The 16,913-nt window shown below is 38.9% G+C and carries 16 protein-coding genes; 3 read left to right on the top strand and 13 right to left on the bottom strand.

Annotation, left to right across the window (positions count from 1 at the left end; all coding sequences use genetic code 11):
• Positions 1–979: 979 nt before the first annotated feature.
• The 4 genes from comX to GJU41_RS12270 all read right to left on the bottom strand — a co-directional run bounded on the left by comX (position 980) and on the right by GJU41_RS12270 (position 2,838).
• Positions 980–1,141, bottom strand: a complete 162-nt coding sequence (gene comX, locus GJU41_RS12285; RefSeq protein WP_083328172.1) for a competence pheromone ComX — start codon at positions 1,139–1,141, stop codon at positions 980–982.
• Positions 1,142–1,144: 3 nt separating this feature from the next.
• On the bottom strand, positions 1,145–2,056 hold the full coding sequence (locus tag GJU41_RS12280; RefSeq protein WP_170292786.1) for a polyprenyl synthetase family protein: 912 nt from the start codon (positions 2,054–2,056) through the stop codon (positions 1,145–1,147).
• 175 nt (positions 2,057–2,231) lie between these two features.
• On the bottom strand, positions 2,232–2,372 hold the full coding sequence (gene degQ / locus GJU41_RS12275) for a degradation enzyme regulation protein DegQ (protein WP_101567816.1): 141 nt from the start codon (positions 2,370–2,372) through the stop codon (positions 2,232–2,234).
• Positions 2,373–2,610: 238 nt separating this feature from the next.
• Positions 2,611–2,838, bottom strand: coding sequence for a hypothetical protein (locus GJU41_RS12270; protein WP_070876091.1), 228 nt, complete (start codon positions 2,836–2,838; stop codon positions 2,611–2,613).
• A 248-nt stretch (positions 2,839–3,086) separates the two neighbouring features.
• Between GJU41_RS12270 and GJU41_RS12265 the strand changes: the two genes are divergently transcribed.
• Positions 3,087–3,377 carry a YuzC family spore coat inner layer protein gene (locus GJU41_RS12265; RefSeq protein ID WP_070876090.1) on the top strand — a complete coding sequence of 97 codons (291 nt, stop codon included), beginning with the start codon at positions 3,087–3,089 and terminating at the stop codon, positions 3,375–3,377.
• A gap of 25 nt (positions 3,378–3,402) precedes the next feature.
• Here GJU41_RS12265 and GJU41_RS12260 read toward each other — a convergent pair whose 3' ends face one another.
• The 5 genes from GJU41_RS12260 to GJU41_RS12240 all read right to left on the bottom strand — a co-directional run bounded on the left by GJU41_RS12260 (position 3,403) and on the right by GJU41_RS12240 (position 10,201).
• A complete protein-coding gene (locus tag GJU41_RS12260; protein ID WP_070876089.1) occupies positions 3,403–5,382 on the bottom strand; it encodes a methyl-accepting chemotaxis protein in 1,980 nt (659 codons plus the stop codon).
• 90 nt (positions 5,383–5,472) lie between these two features.
• Positions 5,473–6,081, bottom strand: a complete 609-nt coding sequence (locus GJU41_RS12255; RefSeq protein ID WP_070876088.1) for a pyroglutamyl-peptidase I — start codon at positions 6,079–6,081, stop codon at positions 5,473–5,475.
• Between the two features lie 535 nt (positions 6,082–6,616).
• Complete coding sequence (locus tag GJU41_RS12250) at positions 6,617–7,519, bottom strand: aldo/keto reductase (protein WP_070876087.1); 903 nt, start codon at positions 7,517–7,519, stop codon at positions 6,617–6,619.
• A 72-nt stretch (positions 7,520–7,591) separates the two neighbouring features.
• Positions 7,592–8,827 (bottom strand): EAL and HDOD domain-containing protein, encoded by a 1,236-nt coding sequence (locus GJU41_RS12245; RefSeq protein WP_070876086.1) that lies wholly within the window; start codon positions 8,825–8,827, stop codon positions 7,592–7,594.
• Between the two features lie 102 nt (positions 8,828–8,929).
• On the bottom strand, positions 8,930–10,201 hold the full coding sequence (locus GJU41_RS12240; protein ID WP_070876085.1) for a helix-turn-helix transcriptional regulator: 1,272 nt from the start codon (positions 10,199–10,201) through the stop codon (positions 8,930–8,932).
• A gap of 138 nt (positions 10,202–10,339) precedes the next feature.
• Here GJU41_RS12240 and GJU41_RS12235 point away from each other — a divergent pair, with 138 nt between their 5' ends.
• The gene (locus tag GJU41_RS12235; protein WP_154318736.1) at positions 10,340–10,480 is read left to right on the top strand and encodes a lipoprotein; all 141 of its coding nucleotides are present in this window, start codon (positions 10,340–10,342) and stop codon (positions 10,478–10,480) included.
• 148 nt (positions 10,481–10,628) lie between these two features.
• Here the strand turns inward: GJU41_RS12235 and GJU41_RS12230 are convergent, their stop codons facing one another.
• From GJU41_RS12230 to GJU41_RS24665, 3 genes are all read right to left on the bottom strand, one after another.
• Complete coding sequence (locus GJU41_RS12230; RefSeq protein ID WP_070876084.1) at positions 10,629–11,882, bottom strand: S8 family peptidase; 1,254 nt, start codon at positions 11,880–11,882, stop codon at positions 10,629–10,631.
• A gap of 467 nt (positions 11,883–12,349) precedes the next feature.
• Positions 12,350–12,739, bottom strand: coding sequence for a YueI family protein (locus GJU41_RS12225; protein WP_070876083.1), 390 nt, complete (start codon positions 12,737–12,739; stop codon positions 12,350–12,352).
• A gap of 81 nt (positions 12,740–12,820) precedes the next feature.
• Positions 12,821–12,970 carry a hypothetical protein gene (locus GJU41_RS24665; RefSeq protein ID WP_170292785.1) on the bottom strand — a complete coding sequence of 50 codons (150 nt, stop codon included), beginning with the start codon at positions 12,968–12,970 and terminating at the stop codon, positions 12,821–12,823.
• A gap of 280 nt (positions 12,971–13,250) precedes the next feature.
• Here GJU41_RS24665 and hpaB point away from each other — a divergent pair, with 280 nt between their 5' ends.
• Positions 13,251–14,711: a 4-hydroxyphenylacetate 3-monooxygenase, oxygenase component gene (gene hpaB / locus GJU41_RS12220; protein WP_070876082.1), complete on the top strand. Its 1,461-nt coding sequence runs from the start codon at positions 13,251–13,253 to the stop codon at positions 14,709–14,711.
• Here the strand turns inward: hpaB and GJU41_RS12215 are convergent.
• Positions 14,702–16,756, bottom strand: coding sequence for a molybdopterin oxidoreductase family protein (locus GJU41_RS12215; RefSeq protein WP_070876081.1), 2,055 nt, complete (start codon positions 16,754–16,756; stop codon positions 14,702–14,704). The two genes, hpaB and GJU41_RS12215, sit on opposite strands and share 10 nt — an antisense overlap.
• Positions 16,757–16,913: the final 157 nt, after the last annotated feature.

Genomic DNA, 16,913 nt, shown 5'->3' with positions numbered 1-16,913 from the left:
AAAAATGCTGCTAATATATTTGGAGGGAAAATATGTTTGTTTAAAAAAACATACGGTAAAATATACAGTAAAACAAAAGGTGAGAATGCAACGATATTTGTTATTATTAAAATTTTTACCAAGTATCCTTGTGCGGAGTATCTAACTTTTTTTAATCCCACAAATTTAACAATGAAAGTTAAAGCAAATAAAATAACAAATGATGCTAAGTTTAAGTTTTTCACAAAAATATAGAAAAAACTATATGAAAAATTAACAGTTTCGGTACTAAGTTCCGCAAGTATGTTAATAGCAACAATTAAGAAAGACAGGTATAAATACTTTTCAGAGAAAAGCTTTTTACCCAATTCTTTAAAGTAGTAATACAAAAATGACATATAGGTAACTGGGACTGATAAAAAGAAGCTTAGATTCAAGTACCTACTTATTACATCTCCTCTAGAAGAACCTGTCCCGCTGAAATGTGCTAAAGTAATCATTAATAAGAAAATATTTAGTAGAAACGCTGACTGCAACTTCAACTTTTTATTTGTTTTATAAATAAAATAACTGCAAAATAAACATAGAACATACAAAATAATAGGAACAACCACCAAAAAAAGACTCTGGTGACTTATTATTGAATCTTTAACAACATAACTAATTTCTTTTCCATTTCTTTCAATTGTTACATTTTCTAACTGCTCAAGCATCCCATAACGAACAGCAGGATAGTGCTCATGTGAATGATCATGATTAATACTCGTAACTTTATCCCCTGTTTTCAATCCAACTTTTGAAGCCCAAGTGTTAGGCTCAATAAGCGTTATTTCTAGCTTATCTGCATCATTGAATCTAACACTGGCACCTACATATGGATATTTAATTCCAATTGATAAAAAATATACAACTAAAATAAAACTTAAAAATAGTGTTATTATATACAATTTGTTAAAGTTTAAGTATTTCATTATAAAACCTTCTTAATTTAAGCTATACTCTAATACCAAAACAAGTTCGTCGTTCTAGCTGTACTCAACAGTCCTTCTACTAATCCTAACACTTCATCCACATTTTTCACACCCAGTAAACTAGCTTCACCGCTGGCTACTTTTTCAATTACTTCGGGGTTTTCAACTAAAAAGTTTACGATTTCCTGCATGACTTAATCTCTCCTTTTATTTTCAGATGAATTTATGATCAAATGAGACTTTAGAAGCTCAATTTGATGTTGAGGCAAGGGCGCTTCCGCTATTAGAGTTGATGCCTTTTGAATCGCAATTTGCTTCATGACGTTCAGGTAATGAACAACACCAGATTGTAACAATTTCGATTTAAATGCTTCAATACTCCCATAGTGTTGGGTAAAGGTTTGGCTGCCAGCGATAAATTCAGTCAGCTCTTTTGCATGTTCGTTAAATCCTCTGTTTAAAAAGAGAAGCGCCAGCGATTTTTTCTGTGCTGCCAGATCATTTTTATGTTCATGAAATAAATCACGGTAATCGTTCTCAATTTGTGCAGCTAGTCCTACTTGATAGGAGTACTGTTCAACGCATGTAAACTCTTCCCCGGTTGCAAGCAAGGCCCCGGTGACTGAGGCTAAAGCAATCAGTGAACCGGATTTTTTTTCAATCATAGTGATGCACTCTTCTTCATTTGCGATGTCGTTTTGAAGATCTGTGTGCTGACCTTCCATTGCTTGAAGAGCAAAACGCTGGAACGTGCTGATGATCTTCCATTTGTGATCGCTTGATAATTCATGAAGCATTTGCAGACTGATTGTGTACATAGCGGTGGCGGCATTCAGTGAAAGAGATGGGTTTATTTTCATCCATGGCTCTTCAAAGTTATCTAGGTCTTCAAGATCATCTAAAATGTCGAATGACAGCGCAAGCAGTTCTACTGCAGCTGAAAGATGAATGATTTGCTTACCTTCTCCTCCAAAAGCTGTGTAATGCAAATGTGTCAATTGACCGAACGGAAAGGTTTTTTTCGTTTCTGAGAACGACAGGATAAGCTGCAATAATTTTTCGTTCGTTATATATGAAGAAACAGCAGCTTTCAGACTGCGACTCAATTCTTCATAGTCCAAATGTAATCTAATTGCAATCACCCCTTCGAAATTATATTACAATATTCGCGACCAATATAGTAGATATAAAAAGAGCTTTTTACATAAATATAAAATTTTTAACATATTTTCGGAAAAACGGACATAAAAAAAAGACTTGGCCCGAAAGGCCAAGTCAGTCTTATGACACGTTTATAAAGGAGTATTTATCATACTTATCAATGCTTTTATTAATTGATCTCAGTGACTGTTTCGTTTCCTGAATTTCTTTCTCAAGACGTTTCAATAATTGAGTAATTTCTTCAATGTTGTGCTTTTTCATCGTTTCCACACTCCTCTGTTAAAGATCAAATTATGCATGGTGAACGAAACACTTGTTTTGATCTTTCCTACTTCAAATTTTAAAGGATTCAGAAAGTAATTTCACCGAAAATAATGCGAAATAATCAATGCGTGATACCGCAACCGGCGCAATAGTCCATTGTATCTGTTTTTTCGGCTGGAATTCATACCATCTTCATCATTTAATACAGAAAAAAAGCCCCATATTCAGGGACTTGTCACTTTGCAGCTATAATGGTGTTCAAATAAATGGATTGTGCTTCTTCCAATGCAATTTTCGTCAGTTCATCTCTCTTTTCAATCGGTCCGCTAAACTCTAAGGTGTAATCCAGAATTCCCTGTTCTGACAGTAAACACTCCATTTTAACCTTACATTCGCCTTTTATAACCGAAAAGACCGCAACCGTCTTATCATCCAGCACATATATGGATGGCTGCACGCGCATAGAGAGCTGAACCTCCCCCGAAAAAAGTAGTTTAACAATTATCCATATTCGACAGAAGCAGCAGTATTCCTGCAACTTTTTCATTTTATCGAAATAGCACGAACAAGATCCTTTACATATATATGAGGAGCAAGTTCGCTCGGAGGTGAAATTTTTTGCGGGTGCAAAGGCAACAATGGTTTCGGCCGTTTTATTTCAACCCTTATTGTCCAGTTCATTCCCCTTGTAATCATTATACGAGGAGACCAATGCCGGAAGTTGACTCAAGTCAGTTTGTCTATTCCGCATCACATATGGATGGACTGATGGCTGATGCCAAAAAATTGACCAATTATCTCTCAACTTCTAAGGAACAGGCAAAAAAGATCCTGGCTGCCGCTCAGGAATCCAACACCATTCTGGTAAAAAAACTTTTGCTCGCATCCGGCATAACAAATGAGTTAGAAACTGAGTTCAATCCTGACGGTGTCAGAATCATCCTTTCTTATAAAAATCCTGATTTGAATTGCTGCAGGTTAATATTGGTGCTGAAATGGTAAAAGAAAAAAAGGATGACAGGTTTCGTCATCCTTCCGTTTTAAACCTTTTCACTAGTTCCTGAAGCTGTTTAGTGGCTTCGCTTAAATTTTCAGCTGAATCTGCAACGGTTTCAAGAGCTCTGAGCTGCTCATCTGTTGAAGCATTTACCTCTTCTGCAGCTGCCGCAGATTGTTCTGTAATTGCCGATATATTAACTATTGATTCTATAACCTGTTCTTTTTGCAAAGTCATTTCCTTAATATCTTCAGTGATAGTCGAAATAGATTGTGAAAGATCACTCATCATCATAACAATTGTCTGAAAGGCATCACCCGAATTATGAACGGCTTTCTGCTGTTCATTATTCATTTCCTTTGTCCGATCCATTGCAGCAACTGCTTTAATCGATTCTTGCTGAATTCCTGAAATCGTTTCTGTAATTCTGCCAGTTGCTCTTGCTGACTGCTCTGCAAGTTTTCTTACCTCGGCTGCGACTACCGCAAATCCTTTCCCGCTCTCTCCTGCACGTGCAGCTTCAATGCTTGCATTAAGGGCAAGCAAATTGGTTTGATCAGAAATGGACGAAATGACCGTAACTACCTCTTCAATTTGTTTAATCTTACCGGCAAGATCAGATAAAACTCCTTCCACCGAAGCAAGCTCTTTATTCGATTCTGTTGATTTAGTCTGAAGTACATTTAATTTTTCCAGACCATCATAGCTTGCATACTCTGACTTTACAGACAATGTTTGAATATGTGAAATAGATTCATTTACTTTAGTAATCTTTAAAGATAGTTTAGTTGTGCGCCCGCTCATATTTTCAACATCCGAGGTTTGTTCAGAAGCCCCTCTTGCAACATCTTCCATTGCACCTGCAACTTGCTCACTGGCTGCCATTGTTTCTTCAGAAACCGCACTTAAACTCTCAGCAGAATCATTAATCGTTTTAACAGACAGGTTCACTTCCTCAATCATGCGTTTCATTTCAGAAACCATGGTGTTAAAGTTCTCCGCCAAGGTTCCTACTTCATCCTTATTTGAAACATTCACTCTGCGAGTTAAATCTCCCGCTGCAACTGCTTTAGCAGTTTCTCCTATACGAACAATAGGATTTGCAATTGATCTGGAGACAAAATATCCAATGACAACTGCAATTAAAAGAGCTGCAAGTGTAATAAGCAGACTTGTAAAGGAAACTGTCCTTGCTGTTTCCATTAGATCGTCATATTTATAAACCGCCCCAATTTTCCAATTTAACCCGTTTATTGTTTCAAAATATAGCATTCGGTCTTCTGATTCAAAAACGTATTCTACTAAACCTTTTTTGTTTTCCATCACAGATTTCATAAAACCTAACTTAGATAAGTCTTTTCCCTGTTCAGTCGGATGCGACAAGGCAACTCCATTTTGATCAATTAAGAAAGAATAGCCGCCATAACCAACTGTTACGCTGTTCACTATTTCATTGACTGCATCTAAAGATAAGTCAAAAGCAATAACACCTACTACTTTATTATTTTTCATAACTGCTTTTGCTCCAGTTACCGTAAAGGAACCCTTTGCAGCATCTTCATAAGGTTCGGTCCATACTACTTTTTCAGGGGTTTCTTTAGCCAGGATATACCATGGTCTTGTTGTAGGATCAAAATCCTCTGGAAGTTCTACCGAGGGCTGAATGAACAGCGATTTTTTTTCGCTTCCTGCATAAATTAAGCTCACCCGCTGGTTCGTCTCAAGAAAGGTTTGAAACTGCTGTGAAATATATGTTTCATTTCCTTCTTCACTTAACAAGCTGACTAGCTGATTATCATCTCCAAATCTGATGAGGCTTTTCTCATAATCTCTCAAACTTAATTCAATGTTGCTTTTCAGTTGCTGAATAATGCCTGTACCATTTCTTTTTGCATCTTTGTGCATTTCCGATTGCAGATAAAAATGTGAAAAAAGCTGTACTGAAGAAAGAGCTGATATGATGATGACTGCCAAAAACAAAGTAATTTTAACTTGAAGCTTTTTGAACATTATTATTACTCCCCCGCTATTTTCTTTGTATAGGGGTAATATCGTCAGTTCAGTTCAAAATATTAGTGAAAATTGAAAAAATAAAGTCGGTTACATTTCTGATAAATGCTGGATCATGACCGACACAGCCTCTGTTAAATCATGCTGCGAAAAGCTAGGAACATTCCCTATTTCCAGAGCGAGCTTATGTGAAGCAGGAACATGGATAAATCCTGACGGGATGTTTTGATTTAATTGCTTAAAATAGTGGATAGCCTGATACATAATATAATTGCATAGGTAAGTTCCGGCGGTGTTGGATATTTCAGCAGGAATGCCCCGTTCCTGAAGCACATTTACAAACGTACGGATAGGAAGTGTGCTAAAATAGGCTGCTGGACCCTCGGTCTGTATTATTTCATCTTGTTTTACCATTCCCTCATTATCTTTTTCCCCATCCGCACAATTGATGGCTACTCTTTCGGGAGTAATTTTGTATCTGCCGGCAGCAAGACCAAGCATCAATACAGCATCAGGCTTCTCTTCCTCAATATGCAGAAGACATTGCTCCCACGTTTTTGAAAATTGAACAGGGAGAACTTTCCCGCAGATTTCATAGTGACCTATCGTCTGTCTATGCAAATGCTCAGCAATTTGAGCTGTTGGGTTAATTGTATAATGCAAAAATGGTTCAAACCCTGTTAACAGTACCTTTTTCATCCTTCTCTCTCCTTATTTAGGAACTCGAATGAAATTATTATATCAGAAAATTCGTTTATTTTATTTACAACGTTAGAAAATGAATGGCTTTAATTTAGAGGAATCATAGAGTACCTTATTTCCTCTAAATAGGCTTTTCCAGGTTTTTATGGAATCATAGACCATCTTTGATTCCACTTCTCACGCTTTTTCAGATTTTTATGGAATCATAGACCACTTTGATTCCACTTCTCAGGCTTTCTCAGGTTTTTGTGGAATCATAAGCTGCCTTTGATTCCACTTCTCACGCTTTCTCAGATTTTTGTGGAATCATAGATCACCTTTGATTCCACTTTTCACGCTTTCTCAGGTTTTTGTGGAATCATAGACCACCTTTGATTCCACTTATAAGGCTTTTTCAGATTTTTATGGACTCATAGCCTGCCGTTTATTCGACCTAAACAACAGAAAACGGGTACTAAATTGCCAAGCAATTTAGTACCCGTTTTCTTCTGCACCCTGCTTTTTTCATTAAAGCAGAAACAAGGGTTTAAAACTATGCGACTTCGCGTCCCATTGCAACCTGCAGGATATCAAACCATTGGTCGCGTGTTAATCTTAAATCAAGAGCCCGGATAGCGGACTCAATGCGGTTCATTTTGCCTGAGCCGACAATCGGCATAATGTTTGCCGGATGGCTGATCAGCCATGCGTATAGGACTTCATCTATTCCTTTTGCACCGACTTCGAGAGCGATTCTCTCAAGTGTATCACGCAGGCTCTTAGCTCTCTCGTTATCAGCTGAGAATATAGAACCTCCTGCAAGCGGGGACCATGCCATTGGCGCGATTCTTTCTTCCTGGCATAAGTCAAGCGTGCCATCTTCGAAGTTCTCAAGATTGTAGGCAGAAAGCTCAATTTGATTCGTAATCAGCGGGAAGTCTAAATATGATTGAAGCATTTTGAACTGTGAGCGTTTAAAATTCGACACGCCAAAATAGCGGACTTTTCCTTCTTTTTTAAGTTGTGTGAACGCTTCTGCAACCTGTGCTGGATCCATATACGGGTCCGGACGGTGAATAAGCAGAACATCTATGTAATCTGTCTGAAAGTTTTCCAGCGATTTGCTGACTGAAGCCAAGATATGCTCTTTGCTTGTATCATAGGATTTGATGCCGTGTTCCGGGCGATTGTCTGAGACTAGTTTAATACCGCATTTTGTGACAATCTCCATTTGCTTTCTAAGCTCAGGTTTGAGTGCAAGTGCATCTCCGAATTTTTTCTCGCATGTGTAATTTCCGTAAATATCGGCGTGATCAAAGGTTGTAATACCTGCCTCTAAGCACTCCTCTATTAATTTAACCACTTCTTCATTTGACATGTTCCAGTCAGAAAGACGCCATAATCCATGAATGATTCTTGAAAATGATAGATCTTCTGTAAGTTGTATTCTCTGCATAATCATTCTCCTTTCCCTATCATTGTATACTGAAAGCGTTCGATCACAAAATGATTGGGTTCTGAATCCTTCTCAGCTTGTTTGCGCAATTTCTTCACCGTTTAAAAGATGATTTGACCAAAGAATAGCCTCCATATAGCATTCTTGGATTTCCTCAGGTTTGAGCGGCAAGTCTTGTGTATGCCAATTTGATTTTTCTATTTCAATGGCCCATTTAAATACTTTGCGAATGTCATTTTCTTTTCCGCTTAACGCTTCCCGAATTTCATCCGAAAGAGGCAGCTCGTTTAAAACGTCATCCAAATTGCGGTGCAGGAGCGCATCAACAAGAGAGAACATGCCAGTCAGCAGATACAGGGAAGGTTCTTTTCTGCCAATCTTAATGGACAGCTTCTCACAAAGCTTGGCGCGCATCAGAGACAGGCGGATCACTTCCTCCTGAATCGGATCATTTTTGAGATTCAGATTTTTAATGGAAAGGATATAAATCCATTTTTTAATTTCATTTAATCCAAGGAGGACAATCGCCTGTTTGATTGACTTAATTTTGTTTCTTGGCCTGAATGCCGGTGAATTAATTAACTTCAAAAGCTTATATGAAAGGGAAAGATCCTGTTCAATCTGCTCTGAAATTTTATCAATGTCTGGCTCCGTTTTAGATAACTCATGGAGGATCTGCAAATAGCCATGAATATAAACGGGAATATCATAGCTTGAGAGAACAACAGGCTTGCTGAAGAAATAGCCTTGAAAATAATCATAACCATCTCTTAAAGCAAGCTGATACTCCTCTTGTGTTTCTACCTTTTCTGCTAAAAAAGACACTCCATAATGCTTGTACCGGTTCATAATTTGTTTTCTTTTCTGCACCTGTGTCTGCAGAAAATCCACCTTGATAATATCAATATGCTTTAATAATTTCGGCAGCAAAAAATAGTTCTGCTGCAAGTTGAAATCATCTAGCGCAATGGTATACCCAAGTTTTTTCAGTTCAGCGCAAATCTCTATCAATTCTTCTGTAATGGGAACATCTTCGAGAATTTCCACTACAATGGAACTAGGATTAAAATAGCTTGGCAAGTTCATTTTCAGCAGGCTTTCAGTGAAATTAATAAAACATCTTTTTCCCTGCGCAAGCTCTTCAAGGCCAATATTGATAAAACTGTTTATAATGACATCAGCTGTTGCTTCATCTCCATCTATATTTGGAAATGCATTACTGCTATTTCCGTTCCGGTAAAGAAGTTCGTAGGCAACACTTTTTCCTTTTCTGTCAAATATCGGCTGCCTGGCTACAAATACCTTCATCTCTCCAACCCCTTTTGCCCTATCTCCAATCAGTACATTTGAACTATACCGATTGTACATGAAAGAAAGCATAGGTTGTGTCGAATTATGTAGTCTTTTGTTTTACATTTTTAAGTATTTTTCCACAACATAAAAAAGTGTTTTCTCATTTTGCGTCAAATAGGCAATTTCAGCTATTTTTTTCAGTACATCTTTTACGATTGAGGAATCCACGACTAGGACAGAATTATTCAAGATTTCATAATAGCACTTCAGAGCTTCTTCCTGATGACTGTTTCGACAATGCAAATCTCCTATTAAATGAAGAAATTTAAATTTAAAATCGCCGAATCCGCTTGAATAAACATCCAGGAACGTTTCATAATGTCTTAATACTTCATCATCCTGTCCGGCCTCATAATAGGTAACGGCCAGCTCATACAGCGTATTTGATATTCCTTTTACATCCTTCTCTTGTTTGTAAATTTCATGAGCTGATTGCAGATACGACATCGCGCTCCCGGCATCCAATAAGTACCTGCTGAGAATACCTAAGTTTGTATAGGTGCCCGCCAAATTCAATTGATCGTCTGTCCCTTCGAAAAACAGCAGCGCTTTTGCATAAGCAGCACTTGCGTTTTCATACTCATTCATTCGTCTGTAGCATAAGCCAAGCACCATATATACAACACCTGTTTGATAGTATATGGATGTTTTGCTGCTGATCGAGAGTGCCTGTTTCAAAAAACGGATTGCAGAATAATATTCTCCTTTTTTAGCATGGGCGAGTCCAAGGTTATTCAGTAAAGAGATTTTTTCAACTCCTGAAGCCTTGAAAGCAATCGAATCCTCATAAGCCTCATTTAAATAAGAAAATGCCTTTGAGAGCTGATCCTGGTTAATGAGCAAGGACGTCAGATAATTGCTGGTTCTGAGTCTTTGTTCAGAATATTGCAGGCTGCAGAATATTTCGTAGCTCTTTTCATAAGCTGCTATTGCTTCTTCAATTTGAAGCTTCATCCTCTGCAAAATCCGCCCCTGGCAAAAATAATAAAGTGCAAGATCACTTTGGTTTAACGATTCCAGATTCTTTTCTAAATCGTTTAAGTGTTCAGCCGCGTCTGCAAAATGATCATTGATGACTGCATATTCCAAACTGGAAAGAGCTTTCTTTATATCAAAAGACAAAAGTGATTTATCCTCATCTTCGAAAAAATCATGAATATCACATTGCAGTCTTTCGCTGAATTTCAGCAGCAGCTTATAAGAAGGCTGTACCATTCCCTTTTCAAGCTGGCTGATATAGCTGCGGTTGACGATGCCGATTGCCAGCTCACTTTGAGTCAATTTTTGCTTCTTTCTCAGCTGTCTTAATTTCATTCCAACGGTATTCATACGGTGCCTCCTGAAAAAAATCGAATATGTATTGACAAGAAAATGAATTATTGTATATATTTGAATTGTCAGTTAATTATAACAAAATGTTTTTTATTTTTAAATGTTAATATAAAAAGAACTAACGGAGGTTTTGAGATGAAGAAAATGAGAACGCATCTTTTATTACTTGCACTTGGTACGGCAATCCTCTTATCTGGATGTTCAAAAGCAGAAAAAGATATCCAGACTGCTGACGAAGAATGGCCAAGAATTATTAAAGCCCACGAATATAGTTAACATCCGCTCTAAATGTGCTTCAGAAGATTCATGACTTCACTCTATATCTATCTATTAAACCATATTTTCATAGAATTAAACCAAATTTAGTATGACGAAATAGAAAAGAGCTTACCCGATTTCAGTTCGGTAAGCTCTTTTTCTATTATTATTGAACTCTTGCAAATCCAAACCCTGATGCGTGATCATCGCCTGTTGCCGCGCCAATCCCGCCTTTAATATCATAAAGCTTTGCACGACGCTGGAGCTCTGCACGAACTTGAACATTGCTTTGTCCTTTATTTGAGGACCAGATTTTTGCAGCAAGCCCTGATACATGAGGAGTTGCCATTGAAGTACCGCTGATCGTATTGTATCCGTTGTTGATCCATGTAGATTCGATGGCAGCGCCGGGAGCTGAGATTTCAACATCACGTTCCCCTATAATGAAGTCCCCATCTGTTGCAGAGTTGCCGCGGGAAGAGAAATTCGCTACGCGGTAAGTTCCATTTTGCTGAACATTTTCAAGAGCCGCAACTGCCACAGCATTTACTAGTGCGCCGGGATATCCGATTGTATTATTGCCAGATCCTGAGTTTCCTGCTGCAGCAATAACCAATGCACCTTTGCCGTATGCATAGTCAACTGCGCTTGATATTAAACTATCTTTTGTGCTTGATCCAAGAGACATTGAGATAACGACTTTTGAACCTGTTCTTGTTCCTTCATCTGCAGCGTGTCTGATTGCAGCTGCAATATCATCTGAGTAGCCAGAACCGCTGTCAGTGAGTACTTTGTATGCCCAAAGCTCTGCTTGAGGCGCAACTCCGTAAATTCCCTGTCCGTCAGAACCGCCATTTGCAAGTGCAGATCCGGCAACATGCGTCCCATGTCCGTTGCGGTCCGTGCAGGAGTTATTTGTATAAGTAGTTCCCACTGTAAAATCTTTGCACTGCTCAGCATTTTGCGATAAATCGATATGGCTTGTCTGCACACCGGTATCAAGAACAGCAATTTTAATGCCGTCCCCACCACTTGTAGATGTTATTGAGCTGTTATTATAAATGGCTTTAATACCCCATGGAGTTCTTGTGCTTGGGTATGCCATTGTCTTAATTGGCTTTCCTGCGGCAATTTTAAAGGCTGAAACTTTTTCTACTTTGATTTTGCTGTTCTTTTGCAGGGCTTCTAATTGTTTCTGTGTAACGGTTGTTGTGAATCCATCTTTCCCAAAATCCCTGCGAACCTGATGACTTTTCTTTACTTTTCCCTTTTCAGCATCAGTCCCCTTGATCACAACTCGAATGGATTCCTGCTTTACATCTGTCTTAATCTGATCATTTGCAAAAGCGGATGTTCCAAACATTGAAAGACTCATTGATAAACTCAGTACTGCAGCTCCAAGTGCTTTAGTGATGTTCATTTCATTTCCCCTTCCAAAAATGTTAGTATTTTATAACTTTTATAACCTAGCAATTTAAATATAAATTACATTAACTATTATCACAATAATCTAAATTTACTAAAATTTTCTCAATATCCAGCTTAAGTGCTTATCCCATATCCCACCAATAGCCCTGCTTTTTATTAAAATAAATTGGAAATAGTCTTCGCAGTAAGGACAAATAGCTATAAAATCAAAAAAACCACTTACATGAAGTGGTTCTTGAATCCTATTCTTTTTCTGCTAAAAGCAATACGATGACGGATTGATAAATTACGGTGCTCGGAGATATATTAATCATAAGACTGAAATTGCGGGGTATGTCATGAGGGAAGATCAATCATTTGCAAAAGGCTGTTTTTTTGGAATGATCCTGTCAATTCCAATCTGGATTCTCCTTTATTTTCTTATAAGTAAAGGATAAAAAAACACAGGATATCCTGTGTTCATTTAAAAGACTGATCAAATATTTTATCTTTCACGTAAATTTCGTCGTAATCGACTGCATATTCAGATGCAACGATTAATCCTATTTTTGTTTTGTTCTGATCACTTACGATGGTAAATGGAATTTTTTCTTTGTTGGCAGCTTTGATATATTTAGACAGGGCTGCATAATCTATTGTGCCATTCAATAGAAGCACTTTGTCCCTTCCCGTTCCCAGTGCCTTAATTACTTCATCGTATATTTTGTTTTGTCTCACCTGACCTGCAGTGAGAGCCACATAAATTCTTTCTCTCAATGTACCGAGGAAAACATTTCTCTCCTCCGGCTTCGTTTCAAACGTTCCGTATATTCCCTGCTTCATATAGAGATCAAGCTGTTCGTCTGGCATGATGTCATTCTCCTTGTTCTAAAAGTCCAGTACAGGATTAGTCTATCAGAGAAGAAAGCTGACATAAAATCATATGTTTAACTACCATTTAGAATAAGATAAAATGATTTTCATCCACCCGAAGAAGGATACCCACAACGGAATACTAAGAACGGTCGCCCAAATCATTCCTTTGAAAAAGTTAGCATCTTGCATGAGCAGCTCTCCCTCCGAATCTTCCTTACTATTCATTTTACCCTTCTCGCTGTTTTATATAACTGAATAAAAAAGAAACCGCTTACAATAATATTCTTTTCTTTCTTATAATATCCTCCAAAATATGTTCTTCATTTTTTTCCTTTTCACAAGTCCGAATGTATTTTCTTGTCAATTCTCACCCGGACTCATGCTGCAGCATATAGTGTTTAAATCAGAGGCTGTTTTCAGAAACTTGCTGTGCTTGTTTACATGACAGGCCAGCTGATGCTTGGTCAGAAAAGAGTCAGAACAAAAGACCGCTAGGAGGAAAAAAATGCCTGCCATTTCAGGGAGAGAATATCTGCAGCGCATGGAAGCATTAAAACCCAACGTTTGGTTAAAAGGCCAGGCCATTACAGAAAATCTCATTTCACATCCAGTTTATAAAGGGGCTATCCAAACAAAAGCTTCTCTTTATGATTTGCAGATTGATAAGGATGCGATTGATTTTATGACATTCCCTTCTCCGTTTACGCAAAATCGTGCGGGAATGTCCTATCTAGAGCCAAAGACAATAGAAGATCTGCAGAAAAGAAGAAAAATGATTGAATACTGGGCGAACGCAACATGCGGGATGATGGGACGAAGTCCTGACTATATGAATACGGCATTAATGTCTATATCAGCGGCATCCGCTATTGTCAGCGCCCAAGATGAAGAGTTTTCGAAAAACCTTCGTAATATGTACGAAACTGCGCTTGAACAGGACTTATCTTTTACACACAGTTTTATTAATCCGCAGGTCAATCGTTCGTCCGCTTTTCTTGAAACATCCGGGCAGCCAATTGGAGCCAAAGTGATTAAAAAGACAGCAGAAGGTCTTATTATAAAAGGAGCCAGATTGCTTGCAACAGAAGGCGGAATGACCGATGAAGTACTGATATTTCCTTCAGGCGGCAATCATTTGGGCGACGAATATGCATTTGCCTTCAGCATCCCTGCAAATACGAAAGGACTGAAATTCATCTGCCGAGAGCCGTTTCATACTGGTGAATCTGCTTTTAACTATCCTCTGTCCTCGCGCTTTGATGAAATGGATACCCTTCTCGTCTTTGATCATGTACTAGTTCCCTGGAATCGCGTGTTTTTTTACCATAGGCAGGATATTGCCTATAAATTATTTAACCATAGCGGGTTTATTTCGCATGCCCTTCATCAGGTTGTCACACGCCAGTCAGTGAAGCTGCAATTTTTAATCGGACTTTCACAGCTGCTGATCAATACTTTGGATGTATCTGAATATGAACATATTAAACTTAAGCTGTCTGAAATGATTTTAGGTCTGGAGAGCATGAAGGCACTCCTGCTTAAATCAGAAGCAGAAGCCAAAATCGATGCTTTCGGAACCATGACTCCGAGCGTACATCCGTTATATGCGGCAGTCAATTTATTTTCAAAGCTTTATCCTCACTATATCAGTCTTCTGCAGCAGATTGGGGCAGGCGGTTTAATGGTTCTGCCATCAGAGGAAGATTTTGCTTCCCCGATCGGCAAGGACGTTGAGCAATATCTGCAGGGAACTTCAGTTGATGCAAAAACAAAAACAAAACTGTTTCGATTAGTATGGGAGCTGACAATGAGCTCTTTTGGCACAAGACAAACTCACTATGAGAGATACTTTTTTGGAGACCCCATACGCCTTGCAAAAAATTTATACAGCGGTTATGCACGAGAACAATACATTGAGAGAGTCACAGATTTTTTAAATCAAACGAAAGAGAGCCCTCACGATTGAGGTCTCTCCTTGTATTTAACGCCAACTCTTCCAGAAAAAAAGGTTGCGCCGCCGCCCATATCTGACAGCCGGTCTGGCGTAAGTGTATTCACGATCTGTTTTGTTCCGGGTGTATCCGCCCACAAACCTTGGCTTACGACTACTCCGGGCAATACGTTCTCTCCAGCTGAAACCGCCAGCTCACATTCGCCCCGCGCATTCCAAATAACAGCCATATCTCCATTTTTCAGACCAAGTCTTTCAGCATCCTTCCCATTCATATGCAGTTTAGGAGCTTTTTCAAGGGATTTATGTTTTTCATTATTTGAAAAAGTGGAGTTTAAAAAGTTATGATTCGGACCAGGAACAAATAGAAAAGGTAAATCACTTTCTTTGACGAGCGGTGTAAATGTCGGCAAAGGCGGATATCCTGCTTTCTCCATCGCATGTGAGTAAAGCTCTATTTTCCCGCTTGGCGTTTTAAGAATTCCCGGAAACAGCGGCTTTACTTTTGCTTTCACATATTTCTTCTTCTTCATTTCCTGAAAAGTGATTTTTTTTAAATATGGATTTTGAGGATTATTCAGCGCCTGATCAATCATCTCTTCCTCTGTATCTTTAAAAGCCTGGTCTGTAAATCCCATTCTTTCCGCTAAAAGCCTGAACACTTCCACGTTTGATTTTGACTCTCCAAATGCTTCTATAACCGGCTCCTGCAAATGGAGATAATGATGCCAGTATGACGTATAAAAATCTGTATTCTCAAAGGCCGACGATGCCGGAAGAACGAGATCCGCATAGGCGGCTGTTTCAGTTAAAAACAAATCATGGACCACGAGAAATAAATCTTCCCGCTCTAATCCCTTTTTCACTTTGTTAGCTTCGGGAGCTACGACTGCGGGATTACTCCCGTATACGAACATGGACTTTATTGCTGGATCAGCATTTAAAAGCTCTTCGCCAATTAAGTTCATATTAATGATTCTTGTCTGTTTATTCTGGATGAGATCCGGCCGCTGCAGAGCCTCTGTATTGAATGCCAAATATCCAGAGTTGCCTTTAATAGCACCTCCTCCTTTTTTCAGCCACTGACCAGTCAGAGCCGGGAGACAGGCGATGGTCCGGATGCACATGCCACCATTATCATGATGCTGCAGACCATTGCCGATTCGAATACAGGAAGGAGATGTTTGGCCGTACATTCTTGCCAGTTTTAAAAGATCCTCGGCTGGAACTCCTGTTATTTCTGCTGCAGTATGCGGATCATATTGAACAACATGCTCTCTTAATTCTTCGTGTCCAACTGTCCACTCCTCAAGAAACTCGCTGTCCACCAGGTTTTCCTTAAACAAAATATGCATAATTCCAAGAGCAAGAGCGCCATCTGTTCCCGGAAGAATCGGAATAAACCAGTCTGCAAGTCTTCCAGTCTGATTTTTGTGAACATCAATGACGATGATTTTGGCCCCGTTTTTACGGGCCTTCTGAGCAAGGGTTATTTGGTGCATATTGGTGCTCACTGCATTAATGCCCCACATAATAAACAGCTTTGTATGTACCGTATCCTCAGGATCGATCCCAAAGCTTCCGCCCATTGTATACTTATACCCTGTTGATCCTGCTATTTGGCAAATAGTCTGATCAAGTCTGCTTGCGCCAAGTTTATGAAAGAAACGGCGATCCATCCCTTCTGCATTCAGATTGCCCATATTCCCATAGAAGCTGTATGGAAGAATGCTCTCCGGGCCATCCGTTTCAATAAGTGTTTTCCATTTCGAGGTAATGATGGAAAGAGCTTCATTCCAGCTGATCCGTTCAAATTGCTTTGATCCTTTTTTCCCTGTTCTTCTCAAAGGATATTGCAGCCGCTTCTCATCATAAATACGTTCAGCCATGTTCCTCACTTTATTGCAGATGCTGCCTTTTGTCACTGGATGCTCCGGATCTCCTTCAACTTTCATGATTTTGCCGTTTTTTTTATGGACAAGAAGTCCGCATTGATCAGGACAATCCAGCGAACAAACAGATGGAAACACTCCATCCCGCTTTTCAGTATATGAATCCATATGGTTTCTCCTTTACCGTGAGAATCGTTTTATTAATGATAGAATAGTTTTAACATTCAATCAAGAATTCGCAAAAGAAAAGTGCAAGCGCACGTTTAGCGCAGGCATGACAGATAAGGATTCGCTCTCCATCGAAGCGCAAAATTTTATACTTTCT

Origin of the sequence: Metabacillus idriensis, assembly GCF_009674765.1 — a bacterium.
GTDB classification, from domain to species: domain Bacteria; phylum Bacillota; class Bacilli; order Bacillales; family Bacillaceae; genus Bacillus_P; species Bacillus_P idriensis.
This window is presented reverse-complemented; position numbering and strand designations above follow the sequence as displayed.